A 16,500-nucleotide genomic window follows, 5' to 3' on the forward strand; every position below is an offset into this window, starting at 1 on the left:
CTTCAAACGTGAGGCGCCCTTCTTTCCCGTTTACCCAAACCTATGTTTTTCTCTCAACATATGCTGAGGAAAAAAGGAGGATTCGGCCTTTGAGCAAATATTTAGAAATGCTGTCCTTATTCGGAGTCGGAGGGGCTCACCCGGGCGGGCTCGCTTTTTCCAAAGCCGTTCTCACAAAAGCGGCTCCTCCTCCTGGCGAACCGATTCTTGACGCCGGCTGCGGAACGGGACAGACGGCCGCTTATCTCGGCCACCTGCTGTACCCCGTCACCTGTGTTGATAAGGATCCCCTTATGCTTGAAAAAGCAGCAAAACGATTTGCCGCTGAAGGCTTAACCATTCCGGGCTATTTGGCGGAGCTTGAGCGGCTCCCGTTTGCTGAAAATCAATTTTCCGCCGTTCTTTCCGAATCAGTTCTCACCTTTTCAAATCTTGATTCATCGCTGTCTGAAATCCTGCGGGTCCTTAAACCCGGGGGTATGCTGATCGGCATTGAAGCTGCTTTACAAAAGCCCATGCCGGAAAACGCCATCACGCAGATAAAAGACTTCTACGGTTTTACCGTATTGCAGGATGAAACGTCATGGAAACAGAGATTGCTTCAGCAAGGCTTTCAAAAAGCGGATTTCATTCCCGCTGTCTATGAAAACAATGCGCAGGAGCCGACTACAGAAATGGATTTATCGCCCGTTATTCAGCCGGTTCACTACGATACGCTGACGGCTCATTACGAGCTTATGCAGACGTACCGTGAATATATGGGACACTGCGCTTTTGTCGCTTACAAGTAAAACGGCGATTGTCCTCCTGTTTTCGTCCAACCTTTTTACCGCACTCTATCATAAGCTGACATAGAAAGATAGGTTGGATAGGAGGAGAAAAGATGCAAAACTATTATCATCTTTGCCGGCAGCACCAGGGAAAAGTAGCAAGAATTACAGAACGAAACGGCAGAGTCCACGTCGGAAGAATCGTACGGGTGACTAACAGCAAAGTGTATATCGCCCCTGTCGGCGGCCGTCACAGAGGATACGGGTTCGGCTATTGGGGAGGCTGGGGAGGCTGGGGAGCAGCCTACGGTATCGGCCTTGGTTTAATTACCGGATTTGCGCTTGGAGGTTTACTCTTCTGGTAATAAAGAAAGCCCGCTTTCTATTTTTCAAGCGGGCTTCTTCTTATTACACTTTCTTTACTTCATTAAAATATTCTTCAAGCGTTAATTGATGGTCATGGATGGCTTTTGCCGCTTTTTTGCCTACATAGCGTAAATGCCATGGTTCATACTCATACTTTGTGACATTTTCTTTGCCTTTAGGATAGCGGATGATAAAGCCGTATTCATACGCATGGTCTTTCACCCATTTGCCGTCCGCCGTGTTTCCGAACGCTTCATTCAGCTCATATCCGTTGCTTTTGCTGGAAATGTCCATGGCAAGCCCCGTCTGGTGTTCGCTTTGCCCTGGATATGCGACGGCTTCTTTCGCCTTTTTTTCACCTTTCAGACTGACTTCATTATCGAAAATAACTTTCTGTCTGTCATAAGAACGGTATCCTGAAACGGCAACCAGGTCATAACCTTCTTTTTTCCCGGCGCTGAATAGTTTCGCCAAAGCATCGGCGGCAGGTTTGCGGATATATCGTTTCTCGATTTTCTCAGTAAAAGAAAATTCGACTTTCGGGATCACGAGATCATTCGGTTTATAATCTCCCGGCAGCGTGTATGTCTTATTCACGAGCGCAAGTGTATTTGTCGGGTTTTGAATGGTCTCAAGCCCGTTCACTTCTTTAATATCATTAAAATATTTGCTCTCCAATACAAAATCGCTGTTTTCTGCCTTCGTTGTTTTTTTGCTTGATGTGTCATCTGATTGTTTTGTTTCAGCTGCTGTTTTTGTGTCCTTGTGGCTGTCGCCGCCTGAAATGCTGCAGCCGGTTCCCACGATTGCGGTTACGCTGAGAGCGGCAGCGAGCGAGAACCATTTAGTGGATTTCTTCATTTTACACTTACCTTTCTTTTTTTGAATCAGGGCGATGCATAAAGAAGAGGGCTGCTTTAATCAGCATAACCCTCATCTCAAGTTTACGAAACAGTATGCAGCGCCAGTTTAATCATATCATGAAAAGTCGTTTGACGCTCCTCTGCCGTTGTTTCTTCTCCCGTTAATACGTGATCGCTTACAGTCAGGATAGACAGCGCTTTTTTGCCGTATTTAGCGGCAAGCGTATATAAAGCAGTCGTTTCCATCTCTACGCCGAGAACGCCGTATCTGGCAAGCTTTTCGATTTGGGAGTCTTCATTGTAAAACTGATCGGCGGTGAATACGCTTCCGACCGCTACGGGAAGATTGTTTTTTTGCGCTTCCTGGTACGCTTTATGAAGCAGTTCGAAGTCTGCGCAAGGAGCATAATCTACACTGCCGAAGGCGACACGGTTCATCTGTGAATCCGTTGAAGACGTCATAGCCAAAATCACGTCACGCACCTTCACGTCATTACGGATGGCTCCGCATGAGCCGACTCTGATTAAGTTTTGAACATCATAGCTTTGAATCAGTTCATTCACATAAATAGAGATAGACGGAACACCCATGCCGGTGCCTTGAACTGATACTTTTTTGCCGTTATATGTACCCGTAAATCCGTACATTCCTCTGACTTCATTATAGCATTCCACATTTTCAAGATACGTTTCCGCAATAAATTTCGCTCGGAGCGGATCTCCCGGCAAAAGCACTGTATCCGCAATTTGGCCTTTTTCAGCGTTTATATGTACACTCATTTCCTTTTCCTCCTGCCTATTCAAACTCCCACCCATTGTACACTGAATAACGGTAAGAGACAATCATCAGCATGATCAGGGCGATCTTGGGCAGAATATGCGGGATGACAAGCCTAAAGAAAAAGGAGTGAACATAATGGGCAAAAAACAGCGCAACCGGGTGACCGGCCAGAAAAAGAACAATCACGTGCCCGTTTCAGACGTCATTGCAGCTGATGAAGCGCATGGAAAAGAGCATTCCGCCGCTAAACGGAAGCCTTAACACTGTGTTTCCCAGACAATACGGAAGCCGGCTGAAGATTCAGCCGGCCCCATCTTACCTCGGCTGGACGAGCAGCCGGTTAATTTTGCTCCATCCCGCAGGGTTAAGCCTGTAATAGGTCTTTCCTTTTCTTCCTTCGTCTATGAGTATGACATCTCCGGTCGCTATGAATCTGGCTTGATAGTCGTTTGGGACCGTATCAGGCACATTAAAAACAGAAAATGCCCTTTCCAGTGCGTCTTGATGATTGTCAGCGGCCAGCTCTGTCCGATAGACGACCCTGTATCCCTTTTTCTCGCCGTAGCGGGGTGTTTGAAAAATCGTCACATCATAGGCGCAAGTCTTTTTTTTAAACACGGGCAGCGATAACAGCATCAAGATCCCTCCCTCTTATTTCTTAATAGTATTAGCGTTTTTTCTCATTTCTCCTGTCTCTATTTTTGTCGAAACGGATGATACTTTTCGTCAAAGAGCGCAAAAAGCGCAACGAGGCAAAGTCCGAGACTGAATCCGGCAAGGACATCCGTCGGAAAATGCGCGCCCAAATAAATTCTGCTGAATCCGATCAGAATGACGAGAACTCCGGTAAAGACGGTGACGGCCCGTTTTCTTTTCGTGAAAAACGGAACATGCTTGATCAAAAAGTAAGCGATGACGGGATACATCACTGCCGAATTCATGGAGTGGCCGCTCGGAAAACTGTATGAGGTTTCATGGACGAGCGGTTCAAAAGCGGGTCTGGCTCTTTCAATCAATTCTTTTATTTTTATGTTTACAATCCGTTCAATGAGAAAGAGAAGCGGCAAAAAAACAACATCCGGCGTTTTTTTGTACATATACAGAGCCGCGCCTGTCAAAAGAAGAAGCGGCAAAAGCACCGCGGTCGTGCCGAGCTCCGTTATCCATAACATCAATTCATTCAGCCAGGCAGCCCTGATCCTGACAGCCGCTTCTATGACACGCTCATCAAAAACCCGGACGGCTTCTATCCGGATCGCTGCTGCGAGCAGAATAAACAATGCGAAAAGACTTGCTGGCTTGTACAACGTTTTCCCCCCATGTTTCATTCTCCCGAGCTGATTGAAAAAACCGAAGCTTTTTCACTTCGGTTCCGCAGTTTCAGTCTTCATCAAGCTCTTCGTCTATCATACATTTTTCTAATAAATAATCAAAGGTGATGTCGGCTATTTCGAAGATTTCCTCTTCACTCGGTATGTACCCGCGCATAGCAAGCTGACTGTAAAAATAATCAGCTATTTCTTCTGTGTCAATCACAAGATCTATTTCTTTCATGCAAACACCGCCTCCTTTTTTATGTTTTATGAAAAAACCGTTCAAATTATACCCGAAAGTTCTAAACGTTTTGTCCGCTCATATACTTTTAAAAACAAGCCCCGGAGGGAGAAAAGATGATGACGAAAATGATGGCTTTATTGGACGGAGATGGATTTGATATCGTATTGGAAAAAGTGCTGAAAGGAATGTCGTTTGTCATCTTTGCCGGCTGTCTGCCCTGGTTTTTATATGTCACCGTCCGTTTTTTTGCCGGCTAGCTGAAATGCTCCCGCAGGCTTTCCAGCACAAAATTCATCATATCTTTATATTCTTCGTCACCGAACAAATGATAAAGAATCTTATAATCGTTATAAATATCAAGCAGCTCATCTACAATCGATACCGCCAGCACATGCAGGGTATCGGGATCATCAGCATCGCCTTCAAACTGAAGAAGAGCAGACGCGACGGTATCCTCGCCGATCTCATGAGATGCTTCTCCAACATAGTGGACAAACAGCAGCTGATGCACAAACTGATCCATTTCATATTTTCTCAGAACCAGCGTGAGATCCTCTTCCTCCGTTTCAAGCCACTCTCCGTCTTTCAGCCGAGTCAGCTCATAAATAATATCCTCCCAGCCATCCTCTAAATATCTCCATATTTCAGTTCTGTGGCCGATGACACGGAATAATTCCTTTCCGTAGTCCTTTACATATACGACGTCGCCGATCAGAAATTCATATTCAATATCCAATTTCTCCATATCGACGATCACGCCCTCATAATCCTTATAAAGCTGGATGGACGATTCAAAATAAAGCACTTCATTATGATTGACTTCGTAAAGATAATGTTTATCAATTTGATGAACCTTCGTAATGGTGCCGACGGTTCCGTACATCACGACGACCACGATGTCTCCCACTTGAAATTTCGGTTTATCTGGCTTCATGCTGTCTCCCCCTTGCCGCGGACTGTCATACGCTATCGTATGCCGGCCGCCATCATTTCGCATGGGCATGAAAACCACAGGAAATATCTATTTCTGCACCTGTTCAAAATGGCAAAAACCGCAACATGCTTGTGCGTTTTTTCACTTACCGTAACAGAAGCGTCCGATGACATTCCGCTCTCGATCGACTGAGCAGTGAGCAGTAACAATGCTGAGACAAAAAGCTTCTATTTTTTATGAGTCTTTGTTTTTTTCTCTATGACGCAAAGGTAAATACCCGGTCCGAAGGCATGTTGACAATATCACCGCCGTGATGTTCAAGATTTGCCGTGAAACACATCATCGAAGATGTAAGGAGATCCAATTCCGGCTGCATATTTGCAAGGCACAACTTCAATCCGCTTCAACCTTGTCACATAAAATCCCCTATTCCGTCCAAACGTCAGTGCCTCATCAGTCTTACCTAATGGATCATTTAATTCCCCTCACTTCATTTAAATGTTTGATTATTTCTCCGTGAAAAGAGGCTCCTTACCCAGGACCCCACCGTCAGCAGGCCTGATCCGGTGAACTCTGCAGCTATACATTCTCCTGCCTTATGATCCGTGCCGTCAGGAAGATTTGTTTACGTGCTGATCAAAACGGACGGCGTTACGGGATTTGATCATACGGCACCTCATAAGCGAGTGATTTCAACAGAAAAAAACCGCACAATGTGCGGTTTTTCGTCAGGCGTGATGCACCTCGGTCTCATATTTTTCCCAAGCTTCATCAAATGTCGCCATCGTTTCTAAATAGTCGGCGCTCAGTTCTAAATAAGAACTGAGCTCGTGATAATCGCTTGACGTTTTCGGAAAGCCGTGATCTTCGTATGCCTGATTCGCAAACTGGCTGATTGCGTCCTGCGGCTTGGGATGCCTGTATTTCATCAAATAGTGATAAAAGGATTTCATGGGTTTCCCCTCCTGATGACTGTCTTTTGTTGTACTATTATACAATTCAAGTGTGAAATTACAACAAAAGAAGACTAGGAGAAGTCAAAATAATTCCGTTTCAAGATCCGTTCTGTCTCCATCAGCTCTTGATATGTGAGTGTTTCCGGTAATTTTTTTGCATTGACTAAAAAAAGCTGATTTTCGATTTCCGCTATGACCGCTTCCTCCTGATAAGTCATGCCGCAGGAGGAACAGGCGAATGCGGGTGTTTCTGTAATTTCTATGGCCCTCGTACCGTCAGGAAGCTCCCAGTACACAGCCGCCTGACAAGCTGACGCCTTCTGATTGCCGCACCACTCGCATGGCTTCACGGCGACTCACCTCCGACTTCCGATCCTGCTTTTTGCTCTTTCTTTTGCTGTGCAATAAATTTCTTTTCTTTCAATTCATCTCTCTTTTCCCTGCGGTCTTTCAGCGTTTCATGATCAGGGTTTGATGTAAACGTTTTCCTCCTGTCGATCCTCGATACATTTTCCGGTGTGAACGAAACCTCTTTGTCCGCGAAAATGGCGCTCAGTCCGACCGGCTCGCGTTTGGCCATCGTTCCCGGAAAAACAGATTCAAAATAGTCGTCGGCTTGATTCGGGATATAGTTTTCCGGCTCGGGATAAGATGTAATCACCCCTTCGAAGTTTCTGATCACAACTTTCTCCGGACTTTGGGAGAGCAAGTAGTTCGGCTGCAGGGCGATTTTACCGCCTCCGCCCGGGGCGTCGACGACAAAGGTCGGCACGGCAAAGCCAGTTGTGTGGCCCCTCAGTCCTTCAATGATTTCCAGCCCTTTCGACACAGGCGCTCTGAAATGGCCGATCCCCTCTGACAAATCACATTGATAAATATAATACGGACGCACGCGGATTTTCACTAAATCATGCATGAGTTTTTTCATAATCGGCACCGAATCGTTAATGCCTGCTAAAATAACGGCCTGGTTACCGACCGGAACACCTGCGTTAACGAGCTTTTCACACGCCGCAACCGATTCTTCCGTCAGTTCAATGCTCGTATTAAAATGAGTGTTCAGCCAGACCGGATGATACTTTTTCAAAATCTGACAAAGGTTATCCGTTATCCGCTGCGGAAATACGACGGGTGCTCTCGTTCCGATCCGGATAATTTCAAGGTGGGGAATGTCACGCAGGTTTTTTAAAATATATTCCAGAATCTGATCGTTGATTAAAAGCCCGTCTCCGCCGGAAATCAGGCAGTCACGGATTTCCGGCGTTTCCCGGATGTAAGCGATGGCCGCATCAAGCTGTTTTTTCGGCACCCCCATTCCGATCTGTCCGGAAAAACGCCTTCTTGTGCAATATCGGCAATACATCGAGCATTGATTTGTCACCAGAAAAAGAACGCGGTCGGGATAGCGGTGCGTAAGACCGGGAACCGGTGAATCTTCATCTTCAAACAGCGGATCTTCAAGGTCATATTTCGTTTTGTGCATTTCTTCTGACAGCGGCACGGACTGCATGCGGATCGGACATCTCGGGTTATCGGGATCCATTAAAGAAGCATAATAAGGCGTAATGTTCAGGGGAATGGTTTTTACAGACATCCTGACGCCTTCTTCTTCCTCTTCGGTCAAATGAATGACTTTTTTCAGATCATCGACGGTTCTTACAGTATGGGTGAGCTGCCACAGCCAATCATTCCACTTGTCTTCCGGCACATCTTTCCACAATTCAATCTCCTTCCAATGACGCTTCGGCTGAAACCATTTGTTTGTCAAACGAATTCCTCCTTATGAATGGCCAAACGTAAAGTCTTGCACCATATATTCATATTTTCGAGCCCTTCTGAAATGCGGCAGTTGTTCACAAGCCTGCCTCTGTAGCCGTATCCGGCATGATACAAAACAGCATTCATCCCGTAAGACGCTGCACGGGCCAAGGAAAAAAGATGGATGATTCCCCGGCCCGCGAGTTCCTGCTCCAACGCTTTAAACAAGTGTGCCGTTACGGAGTTCCCCCTGTAATCTGACAGAACCGCGCAATCGGTCATTTCAGCGTGCCCCAATACCGGATTGATATCTGCGCTTGCCGCCCCAATGAGACGATCCTGATCGAATGCGGCATAATAGATGGTGTTTTCTCTCATTGTTTTTTTAATATAAAGGGGATTAAAGACAGGAGTCGGATAGGTAAGAAAAACATGTTTATATAAGTGCGTTAAACGGTCTGCATCATCTTCGGCCGCTTTTCTGAACATCAGCGTGCTTTCTGTCTGAGTCAGTCCCCGCCGCGGTGTCTCATATAAACGGTCAACAGTCGAATCTTCTGATACATATGAATCTGACCGTCTCCGTTCCTCTGATAAATAGCGCACCATCACAACAGCCTCATGCCCGTTGTAATACCCGTCTATGACACCCTCAACAATAAAAAGATGCTTGACAAATTCCGGCTCATCGCCGCGCTTGGCAAAGAAAATTACCTTTTGGGCTCCTTCTTGCTTTGCTTCTGCCAAAACGGCCGGAATAAGCGCCGTGATCTGTCCGTCATAACGAATGACTCTGAGCCGCTCATTGAAACGGTCTGCATCAATCTCGGCCGCTCCCTTTTCAGCCCTCAGTTCCTTTATCAGCTCCGTCACCCCCATCTGCCACCCCGCACCATTCCATGATAAAAAGAGAAATGATTTTGACGGCATCGATTAACGCCCGGATTTCAATGTATTCATTCGCCTGATGCGCCGCCTTGACTTCTCCCGGCCCGAAGACGATGACCGGCGTCTGTCCCGCGTGCTGCAAAAGCCCTCCGTCCGTTCCCCACGGGGACGCTTCACGAACCGGTTTTGCCCCTTTCATTTTCTCAAAAGAAGATTCCAGAGCGGAAATCAGCGGATGCTCATCCGGGAGATCATTCGGAAGCCACTGAGCCCCAAACCATTCTATTTCCGCGGGGTGGTGTTTAAACCATTCATCCCGGTACTCCAAATCTTTCAGCCAGCTTGCGAGCTCTTCTTTTACTGCTTCGGGCGTTTCATCCGGCGCTATTCCGCACCTGCCTTCTATCACCACACGGTCAGCTACCGATGATGGCCACGTTCCCCCTTGGACGGTGCCGATATTAATGGGAACCGGAATCGGAACGTCCCGATAAAGCGGGTCTGTGATACGGGCGTTGCGGACGTGTTCAAGCTCTTTAAGGGCTGTGATGACATGCAGGCTTTTTTCAATGGCGCTCACCCCTTCATAGCGGGTGCCGCCGTGTGCGGACAATCCCCTTACCGTAATGCGGAACCACATAGACCCTTGCTGCTTAACAAACAGCTTTAAATTAGTCGGTTCGGGAATAAGCGCCCCGTCAGCCTTGTAGCCCCTCATAACAGCCGCCAGTGTTCCCGCGCCGCCGCACTCTTCATCTACGACACTTTGAAACAGAACTTCTCCTTTTAATGTAATCCCGCAGGCTTCAAGCGCTTCTAACGCAAACAAGAGGGCTGTATTGCCGCCTTTCATATCCGTTGACCCGCGGCCGTAAACTTTGCCGTCCTTTTCAACAGCGGCAAACGGTTCATACGTCCATGCGGCGGGATTTCCTTCCGGGACAACATCAATATGTCCGTTCAGTATCAGTGATCTTCCGCCCCCGGCCCCTTTCTTTACAGCTGTGATATTCGGGCTTTCATGGAAGTCTTCGCGTTCCGATACAAAATAAGGATGCTCTTTCAAATGTTTGACACTCGGCTCCCATACATCAATATCCATGTCAAACTGTCTCAGTTTTTCTAAAACGACCGCCTGTGCGTTAAATTCATGGCCGAACGTGCTTTTTTCCCCGATCAGCCGTTTCAGCAAGCTTACCGCTTTTGCTGTGTTTTCTTCCGCCCACTCAGTGACTTTCTTTTCTAATTGATCCATGGACAGGCCCCCTTTTAAGAAAACATTCTCCCAATCTGATTTCGGCATCCGTTGTTTGAATGACATCGTCTATGGTCGTGCCATTCAGCAGTTCCTCAAGAACAAAAGCCCCATCATCTATGCTGATGACGGCTTTCTCTGTAATGATGAGATCTGCACAGCCAGCTGCTGTAAGCGGCAATGAACAGCTTTCGACAAGCTTCGGCCGGCCTTTCTGATCGGTGTGGCTCATGACGACAACCACTTTTTTCGCGCCTTGGGCAAGCTCCATCGCCCCGCCCATTCCAGGCACTTTTTTTCCCGGCACGAGCCAATTGGCGAGATCACCTGTCCTGCTGACTTGGAGCGCGCCTAAAATGGTAATATCTATCAGCCCTTTTCTGATCATGGCAAAAGACAGAGCTGAATCAAAATAGGAAGCTCCCTTAACTGTACTGACAGGAAATCCGGCCGCATTGCATAAAAGCTCATCCTCCTCTCCGCGCTCCGGACTGCCGCCGATCCCGAGGACGCCGTTTTCCGCCTGCAGCATGACCTCCATGCCGGCCGGCAGAAAGTTCGGCACTAAAGAAGGAATGCCGATCCCCAGGTTGACAATCATACCTGAGGTAACTTCACTGGCGGCCCGCCTCGCGATACTCTCTCTTTCCGCTATTCCCAAGCCCATTTCCACTTCACTCCTTCACTTTGCACGACACCCTCCACGAAAACGCCCGGCGTTACAATATGCTCGCTGTCAAGTTCGCCGGCAGGCACAATCTCTGCCGCCTCAGCAAATGTTCTTTCGGCCGCCGCAGCCATCAGAGGGTTCATGTTGCGCGCCGTTTTGTCAAACGTCAGATTCCCGAATTCATCAGCAGTATGTGCGGACACAAAAGCGAAATCAGCCGTCAGCGCTTTTTCAACTAAATAGGACTTTCCGTCAATCGTTACGGTTTCTTTGTTTTCACAAACGGTTGCGTTATCAATGCCGATATCAGTTAAAATACCGCCTAGCCCCGCTCCGCCTGCGCGAATCCGTTCAGCAAGCGTCCCTTGCGGCGAAAATTCCACCTCAAGCGCTCCGTCAGTCATTTGTCTGCCCGCGACAGGATTTGAGCCGATATGGGAAGCGATCAGCCTTTTTACCCGCTTATGAACGATAAGCGGGCCGATGCCGATTTCCGGAAATCCGGCATCATTGCAGATGACGGTCAGCTCTTTAACGCCGCTTTCCAAAATCGCTTCGATTAATGACGGAGGTGAACCCACTCCCCCAAAACCGCCGAACATAATGACAGATTCGTCCTTGACATCGGCAATTGCTTCATGAATATCGATTTTTTTATGAAAAATAGACATATCAGCTCAATCCTTCTTCATCATTTTTTCAACTTCTTCTGCGGCCTGTGAAAATAGATCTGACAGCTCATCCAGCTCGGCATATGAAATCGTGAACGGCGGGGCGATGATGACGGCGTCTCCTTCTCCGCTGTCAATACCGGGCTTTGCAGGGTAAATAAGCAGGCCCCGTTTTTTTGCCGCTTTAATGATTTTTTCGGTGAAGGCCTGTTTTTTCGAAAAAACGTCCTTCGTCGTTTTATCCTTAACGAATTCAACCCCGATCAGGAGGCCTTTACCGCGGACATCCCCAATCACCCCGCTGCGCTCTTTGATTTCTTCTAATTTCCGCTTCAGCATTACGCCTTTCTCCTCTGACTGCCGAAGCAGCTCGTGTTTCTTAACATAGCGAAGCACTTCAAGCGCCGCTCTAGCACAGTATGGGTTGGCACTGTACGTATGTCCGCTCATAATGACCCCGGAGCCCCGCTTGATCGTTTCAATGATGTCATCAGACGCAACAGCTGCCGCTATCGGAGCGTAACCGGCGCCTAACCCTTTTCCGAGCACCGCGATATCAGGTGCGATCCCCCAATGCTCAGAAGCAAGCATCCGCCCTGTTCTCCCGAGCCCCGTCATGACTTCATCCGCGATAAACAAAATACCGTGCCGGCGGCAGACCTCCTCAAGCGCTTCATAATAACCTGCCGGCGGAGTGATGGCCGCCCCGGCTGCTCCGACAATCGGTTCTGCGACAAATCCCGCGATAAATGAGGAACCGATCCGTTGAACAGCCGTTTCCAGTTCAGCCGCCGCAGCTTTCACAAATTCCTCTCCCTGCAGCTCTGAACGATACATATTAGGCGCTGAAACGGCAGGAAACCGTTCGATCAACTGGGTGAAGCGGTATCTCCGTTCGTAGAACCCCGATAATGAAAGCGCTCCCAAAGTAATGCCGTGGTAACTGCCCCATCTTGATAAGAAGACGGATTTTTGGTATTGCCCTTTTTCCTGCCAATATTGAACGGCCATTTTCATCGCTGTTTCGACTGCCTCTGAGCCGCTGTTTACAAAAAATGACCAATTCAGCCCGCCCGGCAGATGATCCCCCAGAAATAAAGCCAGTTCTTCTGCCGGAGTACTGGTGAATTGCGAGCGATACACAAACGAAACAGAGTCAAGCTGCTCTTTTAAAGCTTGTATAATATCCTCCGTGCCGTGGCCGATATTGCAAGTGACCGCCCCCGATGCTCCGTCAAGATACTTGTTCCCCTCCTGATCATACACATATGATCCCTTTCCATGACTGACTGACGGATAATTTGCGTCAAGCTCCGGTTTGATTAAATAGCTCCCCATATCTTTCCACCTCGAAAACCCATTTGCTTCATTGTATGAACAGATGAATAACCGCATTCTTATCCTTCAGAAAGTTTTTTGCAGAAAATGCCTTTCTGTAAAACAGGCTGCCGGAAATGTCCCGACAGCCTGAAGAGCGTTCTGGAAATTCTATTCCTATTGTTGATTTTATTCTTTGCTCAGCTCATCATCACATCATTTTTGGTCTGAATCAGATAAGCAGAAGGCGGAAAATTCCCGTCTTCTTTACTGTATGGGAATCAATATTTCACACAAATGATGATTCACCTTTTGTAAAGTATACCTTTCGATAATGGGCTGTTCTCTGATTGATAAATTATTTTTTTCGATCTCAGAAAAAACAGTGTTCCAAAATCCACTGACTGCCTCTTTTGTATGATCAAGCAAGAAAACAGCGTACTTACCTCCGGAAAATGTACCGATCCGGGCTGGTTCAGGCACATGGTCTTGATTGATAACAAGACAAACATCATAGCGGCATTTCTCTTTAGGAGTACGATTCGGATGATCTTGCGGAATTCCTAAAATGACAGAATGATCAAGCAGACCATTCAATTGCGCCCAGTTTTTAAATGACTCCATCAGTTCTTTGTTTTGCTTTCCGCCATACTCTCCGACGTTTCGGAAATAAGCAATTCTCGATTCAGGTAATTCTTCAATCGTTATGTTCACATTTTCGCCCCCTTCTCCAGAAAGGTAATATGTATTAAAATGTTTTTCAAGCTGATTTTTCAGCATGGATATAACAAAAAGCCTGCAGAAAGTGATGTTCTCTGCAGGCTGATTTTCATTATAGGATTTTTTTCAGTCTAACAAATAAAAGCCGCACCGACGATGATTAATAAAATAAACAATACCACGATCAGCACAAAAGTGCTGGTTCCGCCTCCGCAGCCGCCGTGCCCGTAACCATAGCCAAAACTGCCGCAACCGTAGCCATATCCGTATCCGTACATACGCAAATCATCCTTTCTTCTTACGATATACGGCATTGTATGCGGGCCAACTCCCAATTGGTTTATGCGAATGCCCAACTATGTAAGAAAATAATGAAAAATTGTATGCACGCGCCGAAATCTTTTGAAGCCGAGTTTTTCATAAAAGCGGTTTACACCGTCCATCCCGGACGTCACAAGGTATACGGTTTCCATGCCGTTCAGCTTTGCCGCCGCCATCAGCTCATTCATCAATATCGATCCGTAGCCTTTTCGTTGGAATTGATCCAGAATTGCGACTTCTTCTATTTTTGCGGTTTTATCTGCTTTGTTGATGAAAAGCTCTCCGCAGCCGATCGGAATCGTTTGCGAGGCGTCGCTGTAGCACACAACAAGCATGACCGTTCCGTCCTTATACAAAGGATATTTCCGCTCAAGCTTTTGTTCGGCCGCCGCCTCGCCAATGTAAAGGGCGTCATAGATGTTCATAATAGACGACCCGTCGGCGAGGCTTTTTTCCGTCCCCCAAGCAGTGAGCGGGTGTCCCGCCTGCAGGTCCCCATTTTCCAGTTTCCTTGCAAAAAACAGCTCATCTTCCACTACGCAGCCCTGCTTTACGAGATTTTGTTTCAGAAGAAGCGGAAACGCGTGCTCCGGAGCCGCTTTCACATGAATATAATTGGCTTGAAGCAAGCCCGGAACGGACGAAAAAAACGGCAGCAGTTTGTCTAACGGAAATGTACGGTGCAGCTGAACAAAGTTATGCGAAAAAATCTGCGGCAAAAAAGGGTCCGTATATACACTGAAATGCTCGAACCTCTGAATGCCGGAAGTAAGCTCTATATACTGCTTCTCGGTTTTATCAAATTGATCGGTCATAAAAGCTCTCCTTTTCCTTACACATCCAACTGCATCTCTCAACCTTTTGTTATATTGAGATTTCTCATAATTTCATCGTACACCGGATAGAACGGCATTCCAATTGGTAATTGTTTAATTTGCTGGAAGGAAATGGGTATCGCCTTCTGATTCGCAAAAAAACGTTTCGCTACGTCATGACTGATCGGATGGAGAACCCCTCTCAAATAAACATAAAATTCCCGTTCAATGCGAAACAGCATTCTCCCGGGCAGATGTTGAATACACCCCGATGTCCCCCGGCTGATCGGCGGACCGTCCGGAAGCGCTTGTATTTCGTCCCGTTCTAAAGCCGGGATGTCATGCCGTTTAAATCGGTAAAAGCGAAATGCGCTATGATCAACCAGTCTTTTCTCCCCGTCTTCTATAAAATAAACATGAAACTGATCCCTGACGAGCTGAAAATTCGGAATACTGACGGAGTTCTCTTCCTCATATTGAAATAAAAACGGATCCGGAATGACGACGGTTCGCCCTTCATATAACGAATGCCAGCGCTCGTTTACAGGCTTCCTTTTATTTCGGTCAAGCTGATATACTTTCTGATCCGTCCCCTTTACAAAGGATCCGTCGATCAGGACAGACGGAAGCGATTGATACGTGTTCTGAAATGAGTGGGGTGTTTTATAGGTCGTATCCAACACTTCTTTTATCGGCAGAAATGATGTAAATGTGTTGAGCCTGCTCCAAAAAACAGAGTCTCCGTGATTCCAATGCATAACATCTTCGTCCCAAAAGCTGCCGAACTTCTCTTTCACACGCTCAAGCAATGATCTCCGGTGCATCACTGAACAGTGATCAACGAGAAAAGCGGCCTGATCAAGCACCTCTTCAGCAAAACGATAGAAGTGGAATTGTTCTGTTCCGCGCCCGTTTACATGTATCACCTTCTGGCTGGAATAGACGGCATCAAACTCGCTGTATTGATTAAGCGCTTCCGCCATGCGGCTGAGCCTATCCGGATGAAATACGGTGTCGTCTGTCAAATAAGTGATGTATTCGCCTTTAGCCCGTGAAAGCGCATCATTAATCAAAACGGCATACCGGGTGGACTTCAGCCGTTCGGCAGGATTGATAAAACTGTTGTCATAATATATGCGAGGATCTTTTATATACGTACTGATGACAGCCGAGGTTTCTTCATTTGAATGATCATCCATCACAAACAGCTCCCAATTGCTGTGGGTCTGATGCAAAACACTTTCAATCGCCTGTTTCACAAGATCCGGTTTGTTGTAACTCGTTAAGATAATTGAGATCTTCTTTTCCATCCCATCACCCCTTCTGTAAAACATAAAAAACGGCTCCGAAAGAGACAGAGCCTGATATCCGTTATTAAAAAGCACCCCAGCTGACGATGCTTGAAATCGCGACGTTTGATCTCGTATGATTGAGCGGATTTTGAAAAACGGCCAAATCTGACAGCACTTCTTTGACTATTACGTTTTGCAGTGTGCTGCCGTTAATCAGATTGACGCGTGATACAGGAACCCCAAGCTCTTTTGCCATTACAAGCTGACGCCGCAAATCTGAATGATCTTCGGACGGCTGACGGGATAACAAAAGAAGAAGAAGCAGTACGAGCTGAAATTCCTCCTCAAAACCCCCGTGTTTTACAGTTTCTTCTGAATCCAAAGTATTCCTCTCCTTCATTTTTTAATCTATACAACGTATGTCATACTCTTACAAACCGCATAGGCAAACAAAGCCTGATTCGAAAATTCAGCTGTTTGATTAAATATTGAAAAAAACACAAGCAAAACGGCATTCGACTTATACCAATCTCTTCAATCAGGAATATGAATAAACGTGAGGTTGA

The 16,500-nt window shown here is 46.8% G+C and carries 23 protein-coding genes; 4 read left to right on the forward strand and 19 right to left on the reverse strand.

From position 1 onward, the window contains the following. Nucleotides 1-89 precede the first annotated feature (89 nt). Complete coding sequence (locus NYE36_RS11235) at nucleotides 90-791, forward strand: class I SAM-dependent methyltransferase (RefSeq protein WP_015417647.1); 702 nt, start codon at nucleotides 90-92, stop codon at nucleotides 789-791. A 92-nt stretch (nucleotides 792-883) separates the two neighbouring features. Then, nucleotides 884-1,135 carry a hypothetical protein gene (locus NYE36_RS11240; protein ID WP_007612011.1) on the forward strand — a complete coding sequence of 84 codons (252 nt, stop codon included), beginning with the start codon at nucleotides 884-886 and terminating at the stop codon, nucleotides 1,133-1,135. Nucleotides 1,136-1,178: 43 nt separating this feature from the next. Here the strand turns inward: NYE36_RS11240 and NYE36_RS11245 are convergent, their stop codons facing one another. Both NYE36_RS11245 and deoD read right to left on the reverse strand, forming a co-directional pair. Further along, nucleotides 1,179-1,997 (reverse strand): M15 family metallopeptidase, encoded by an 819-nt coding sequence (locus NYE36_RS11245; RefSeq protein ID WP_015417648.1) that lies wholly within the window; start codon nucleotides 1,995-1,997, stop codon nucleotides 1,179-1,181. A gap of 83 nt (nucleotides 1,998-2,080) precedes the next feature. After that, nucleotides 2,081-2,779: a purine-nucleoside phosphorylase gene (gene deoD / locus NYE36_RS11250; protein ID WP_003153702.1), complete on the reverse strand. Its 699-nt coding sequence runs from the start codon at nucleotides 2,777-2,779 to the stop codon at nucleotides 2,081-2,083. 136 nt (nucleotides 2,780-2,915) lie between these two features. Here deoD and NYE36_RS11255 point away from each other — a divergent pair, with 136 nt between their 5' ends. Beyond that, a complete protein-coding gene (locus NYE36_RS11255) occupies nucleotides 2,916-3,041 on the forward strand; it encodes a hypothetical protein (RefSeq protein WP_003153701.1) in 126 nt (41 codons plus the stop codon). A gap of 54 nt (nucleotides 3,042-3,095) precedes the next feature. Here NYE36_RS11255 and NYE36_RS11260 read toward each other — a convergent pair whose 3' ends face one another. The 3 genes from NYE36_RS11260 to NYE36_RS11270 all read right to left on the reverse strand — a co-directional run bounded on the left by NYE36_RS11260 (nucleotide 3,096) and on the right by NYE36_RS11270 (nucleotide 4,334). Then, complete coding sequence (locus NYE36_RS11260) at nucleotides 3,096-3,416, reverse strand: YodL domain-containing protein (protein WP_003153700.1); 321 nt, start codon at nucleotides 3,414-3,416, stop codon at nucleotides 3,096-3,098. Nucleotides 3,417-3,475: 59 nt separating this feature from the next. Further along, nucleotides 3,476-4,087, reverse strand: coding sequence for a phosphatase PAP2 family protein (locus NYE36_RS11265; RefSeq protein WP_053573290.1), 612 nt, complete (start codon nucleotides 4,085-4,087; stop codon nucleotides 3,476-3,478). Nucleotides 4,088-4,160: 73 nt separating this feature from the next. Continuing rightward, entirely contained in the window at nucleotides 4,161-4,334 is a 174-nt protein-coding gene (locus tag NYE36_RS11270; protein WP_003153696.1) for a YozD family protein, read from the reverse strand. A gap of 116 nt (nucleotides 4,335-4,450) precedes the next feature. Here NYE36_RS11270 and NYE36_RS11275 point away from each other — a divergent pair, with 116 nt between their 5' ends. Beyond that, nucleotides 4,451-4,594 carry a hypothetical protein gene (locus NYE36_RS11275; RefSeq protein WP_012117771.1) on the forward strand — a complete coding sequence of 48 codons (144 nt, stop codon included), beginning with the start codon at nucleotides 4,451-4,453 and terminating at the stop codon, nucleotides 4,592-4,594. Here NYE36_RS11275 and NYE36_RS11280 read toward each other — a convergent pair. The 14 genes from NYE36_RS11280 to cgeC form a co-directional block, all read right to left on the reverse strand. Continuing rightward, nucleotides 4,591-5,271: a hypothetical protein gene (locus NYE36_RS11280; RefSeq protein ID WP_014418138.1), complete on the reverse strand. Its 681-nt coding sequence runs from the start codon at nucleotides 5,269-5,271 to the stop codon at nucleotides 4,591-4,593. The genes NYE36_RS11275 and NYE36_RS11280 overlap by 4 nt on opposite strands. Nucleotides 5,272-5,999: 728 nt before the next feature. Then, nucleotides 6,000-6,224, reverse strand: a complete 225-nt coding sequence (locus NYE36_RS11285) for a YozE family protein (RefSeq protein ID WP_007407941.1) — start codon at nucleotides 6,222-6,224, stop codon at nucleotides 6,000-6,002. A gap of 74 nt (nucleotides 6,225-6,298) precedes the next feature. Further along, entirely contained in the window at nucleotides 6,299-6,577 is a 279-nt protein-coding gene (locus tag NYE36_RS11290) for a YokU family protein (protein WP_012117773.1), read from the reverse strand. Further along, a complete protein-coding gene (ablA, locus tag NYE36_RS11295; protein ID WP_031379013.1) occupies nucleotides 6,574-7,995 on the reverse strand; it encodes a lysine 2,3-aminomutase in 1,422 nt (473 codons plus the stop codon). The genes NYE36_RS11290 and ablA overlap by 4 nt, the downstream gene beginning before the upstream one ends. Then, nucleotides 7,992-8,864, reverse strand: a complete 873-nt coding sequence (gene ablB / locus NYE36_RS11300; RefSeq protein WP_033574677.1) for a putative beta-lysine N-acetyltransferase — start codon at nucleotides 8,862-8,864, stop codon at nucleotides 7,992-7,994. The genes ablA and ablB overlap by 4 nt, the downstream gene beginning before the upstream one ends. Continuing rightward, nucleotides 8,827-10,134 carry a peptidase gene (locus NYE36_RS11305; protein WP_094032106.1) on the reverse strand — a complete coding sequence of 436 codons (1,308 nt, stop codon included), beginning with the start codon at nucleotides 10,132-10,134 and terminating at the stop codon, nucleotides 8,827-8,829. The genes ablB and NYE36_RS11305 overlap by 38 nt, the downstream gene beginning before the upstream one ends. Then, a complete protein-coding gene (locus NYE36_RS11310; RefSeq protein ID WP_015240034.1) occupies nucleotides 10,100-10,795 on the reverse strand; it encodes a 3-oxoacid CoA-transferase subunit B in 696 nt (231 codons plus the stop codon). Before NYE36_RS11310 ends, NYE36_RS11305 begins: the two co-directional genes overlap by 35 nt. Further along, nucleotides 10,780-11,469 carry a CoA transferase subunit A gene (locus NYE36_RS11315; RefSeq protein ID WP_015240035.1) on the reverse strand — a complete coding sequence of 230 codons (690 nt, stop codon included), beginning with the start codon at nucleotides 11,467-11,469 and terminating at the stop codon, nucleotides 10,780-10,782. The genes NYE36_RS11310 and NYE36_RS11315 overlap by 16 nt, the downstream gene beginning before the upstream one ends. A gap of 6 nt (nucleotides 11,470-11,475) precedes the next feature. After that, nucleotides 11,476-12,807 (reverse strand): aspartate aminotransferase family protein, encoded by a 1,332-nt coding sequence (locus NYE36_RS11320; protein WP_053573286.1) that lies wholly within the window; start codon nucleotides 12,805-12,807, stop codon nucleotides 11,476-11,478. Nucleotides 12,808-13,053: 246 nt separating this feature from the next. Then, a complete protein-coding gene (locus NYE36_RS11325) occupies nucleotides 13,054-13,500 on the reverse strand; it encodes a GyrI-like domain-containing protein (RefSeq protein WP_043867216.1) in 447 nt (148 codons plus the stop codon). A gap of 137 nt (nucleotides 13,501-13,637) precedes the next feature. Continuing rightward, nucleotides 13,638-13,784 (reverse strand): YjcZ family sporulation protein, encoded by a 147-nt coding sequence (locus NYE36_RS11330; RefSeq protein WP_014418145.1) that lies wholly within the window; start codon nucleotides 13,782-13,784, stop codon nucleotides 13,638-13,640. 78 nt (nucleotides 13,785-13,862) lie between these two features. Beyond that, a complete protein-coding gene (locus NYE36_RS11335; protein ID WP_015240038.1) occupies nucleotides 13,863-14,642 on the reverse strand; it encodes a GNAT family N-acetyltransferase in 780 nt (259 codons plus the stop codon). A gap of 38 nt (nucleotides 14,643-14,680) precedes the next feature. Continuing rightward, a complete protein-coding gene (locus tag NYE36_RS11340) occupies nucleotides 14,681-15,952 on the reverse strand; it encodes a glycosyltransferase family 2 protein (RefSeq protein WP_094032092.1) in 1,272 nt (423 codons plus the stop codon). A gap of 64 nt (nucleotides 15,953-16,016) precedes the next feature. Next, entirely contained in the window at nucleotides 16,017-16,316 is a 300-nt protein-coding gene (gene cgeC / locus NYE36_RS11345; RefSeq protein WP_033574681.1) for a spore maturation protein CgeC, read from the reverse strand. Between the last annotated feature and the right edge of the window lie 184 nt (nucleotides 16,317-16,500).

This window comes from Bacillus sp. FSL R5-0593, assembly GCF_038603755.1.
Lineage (GTDB): Bacteria > Bacillota > Bacilli > Bacillales > Bacillaceae > Bacillus > Bacillus velezensis.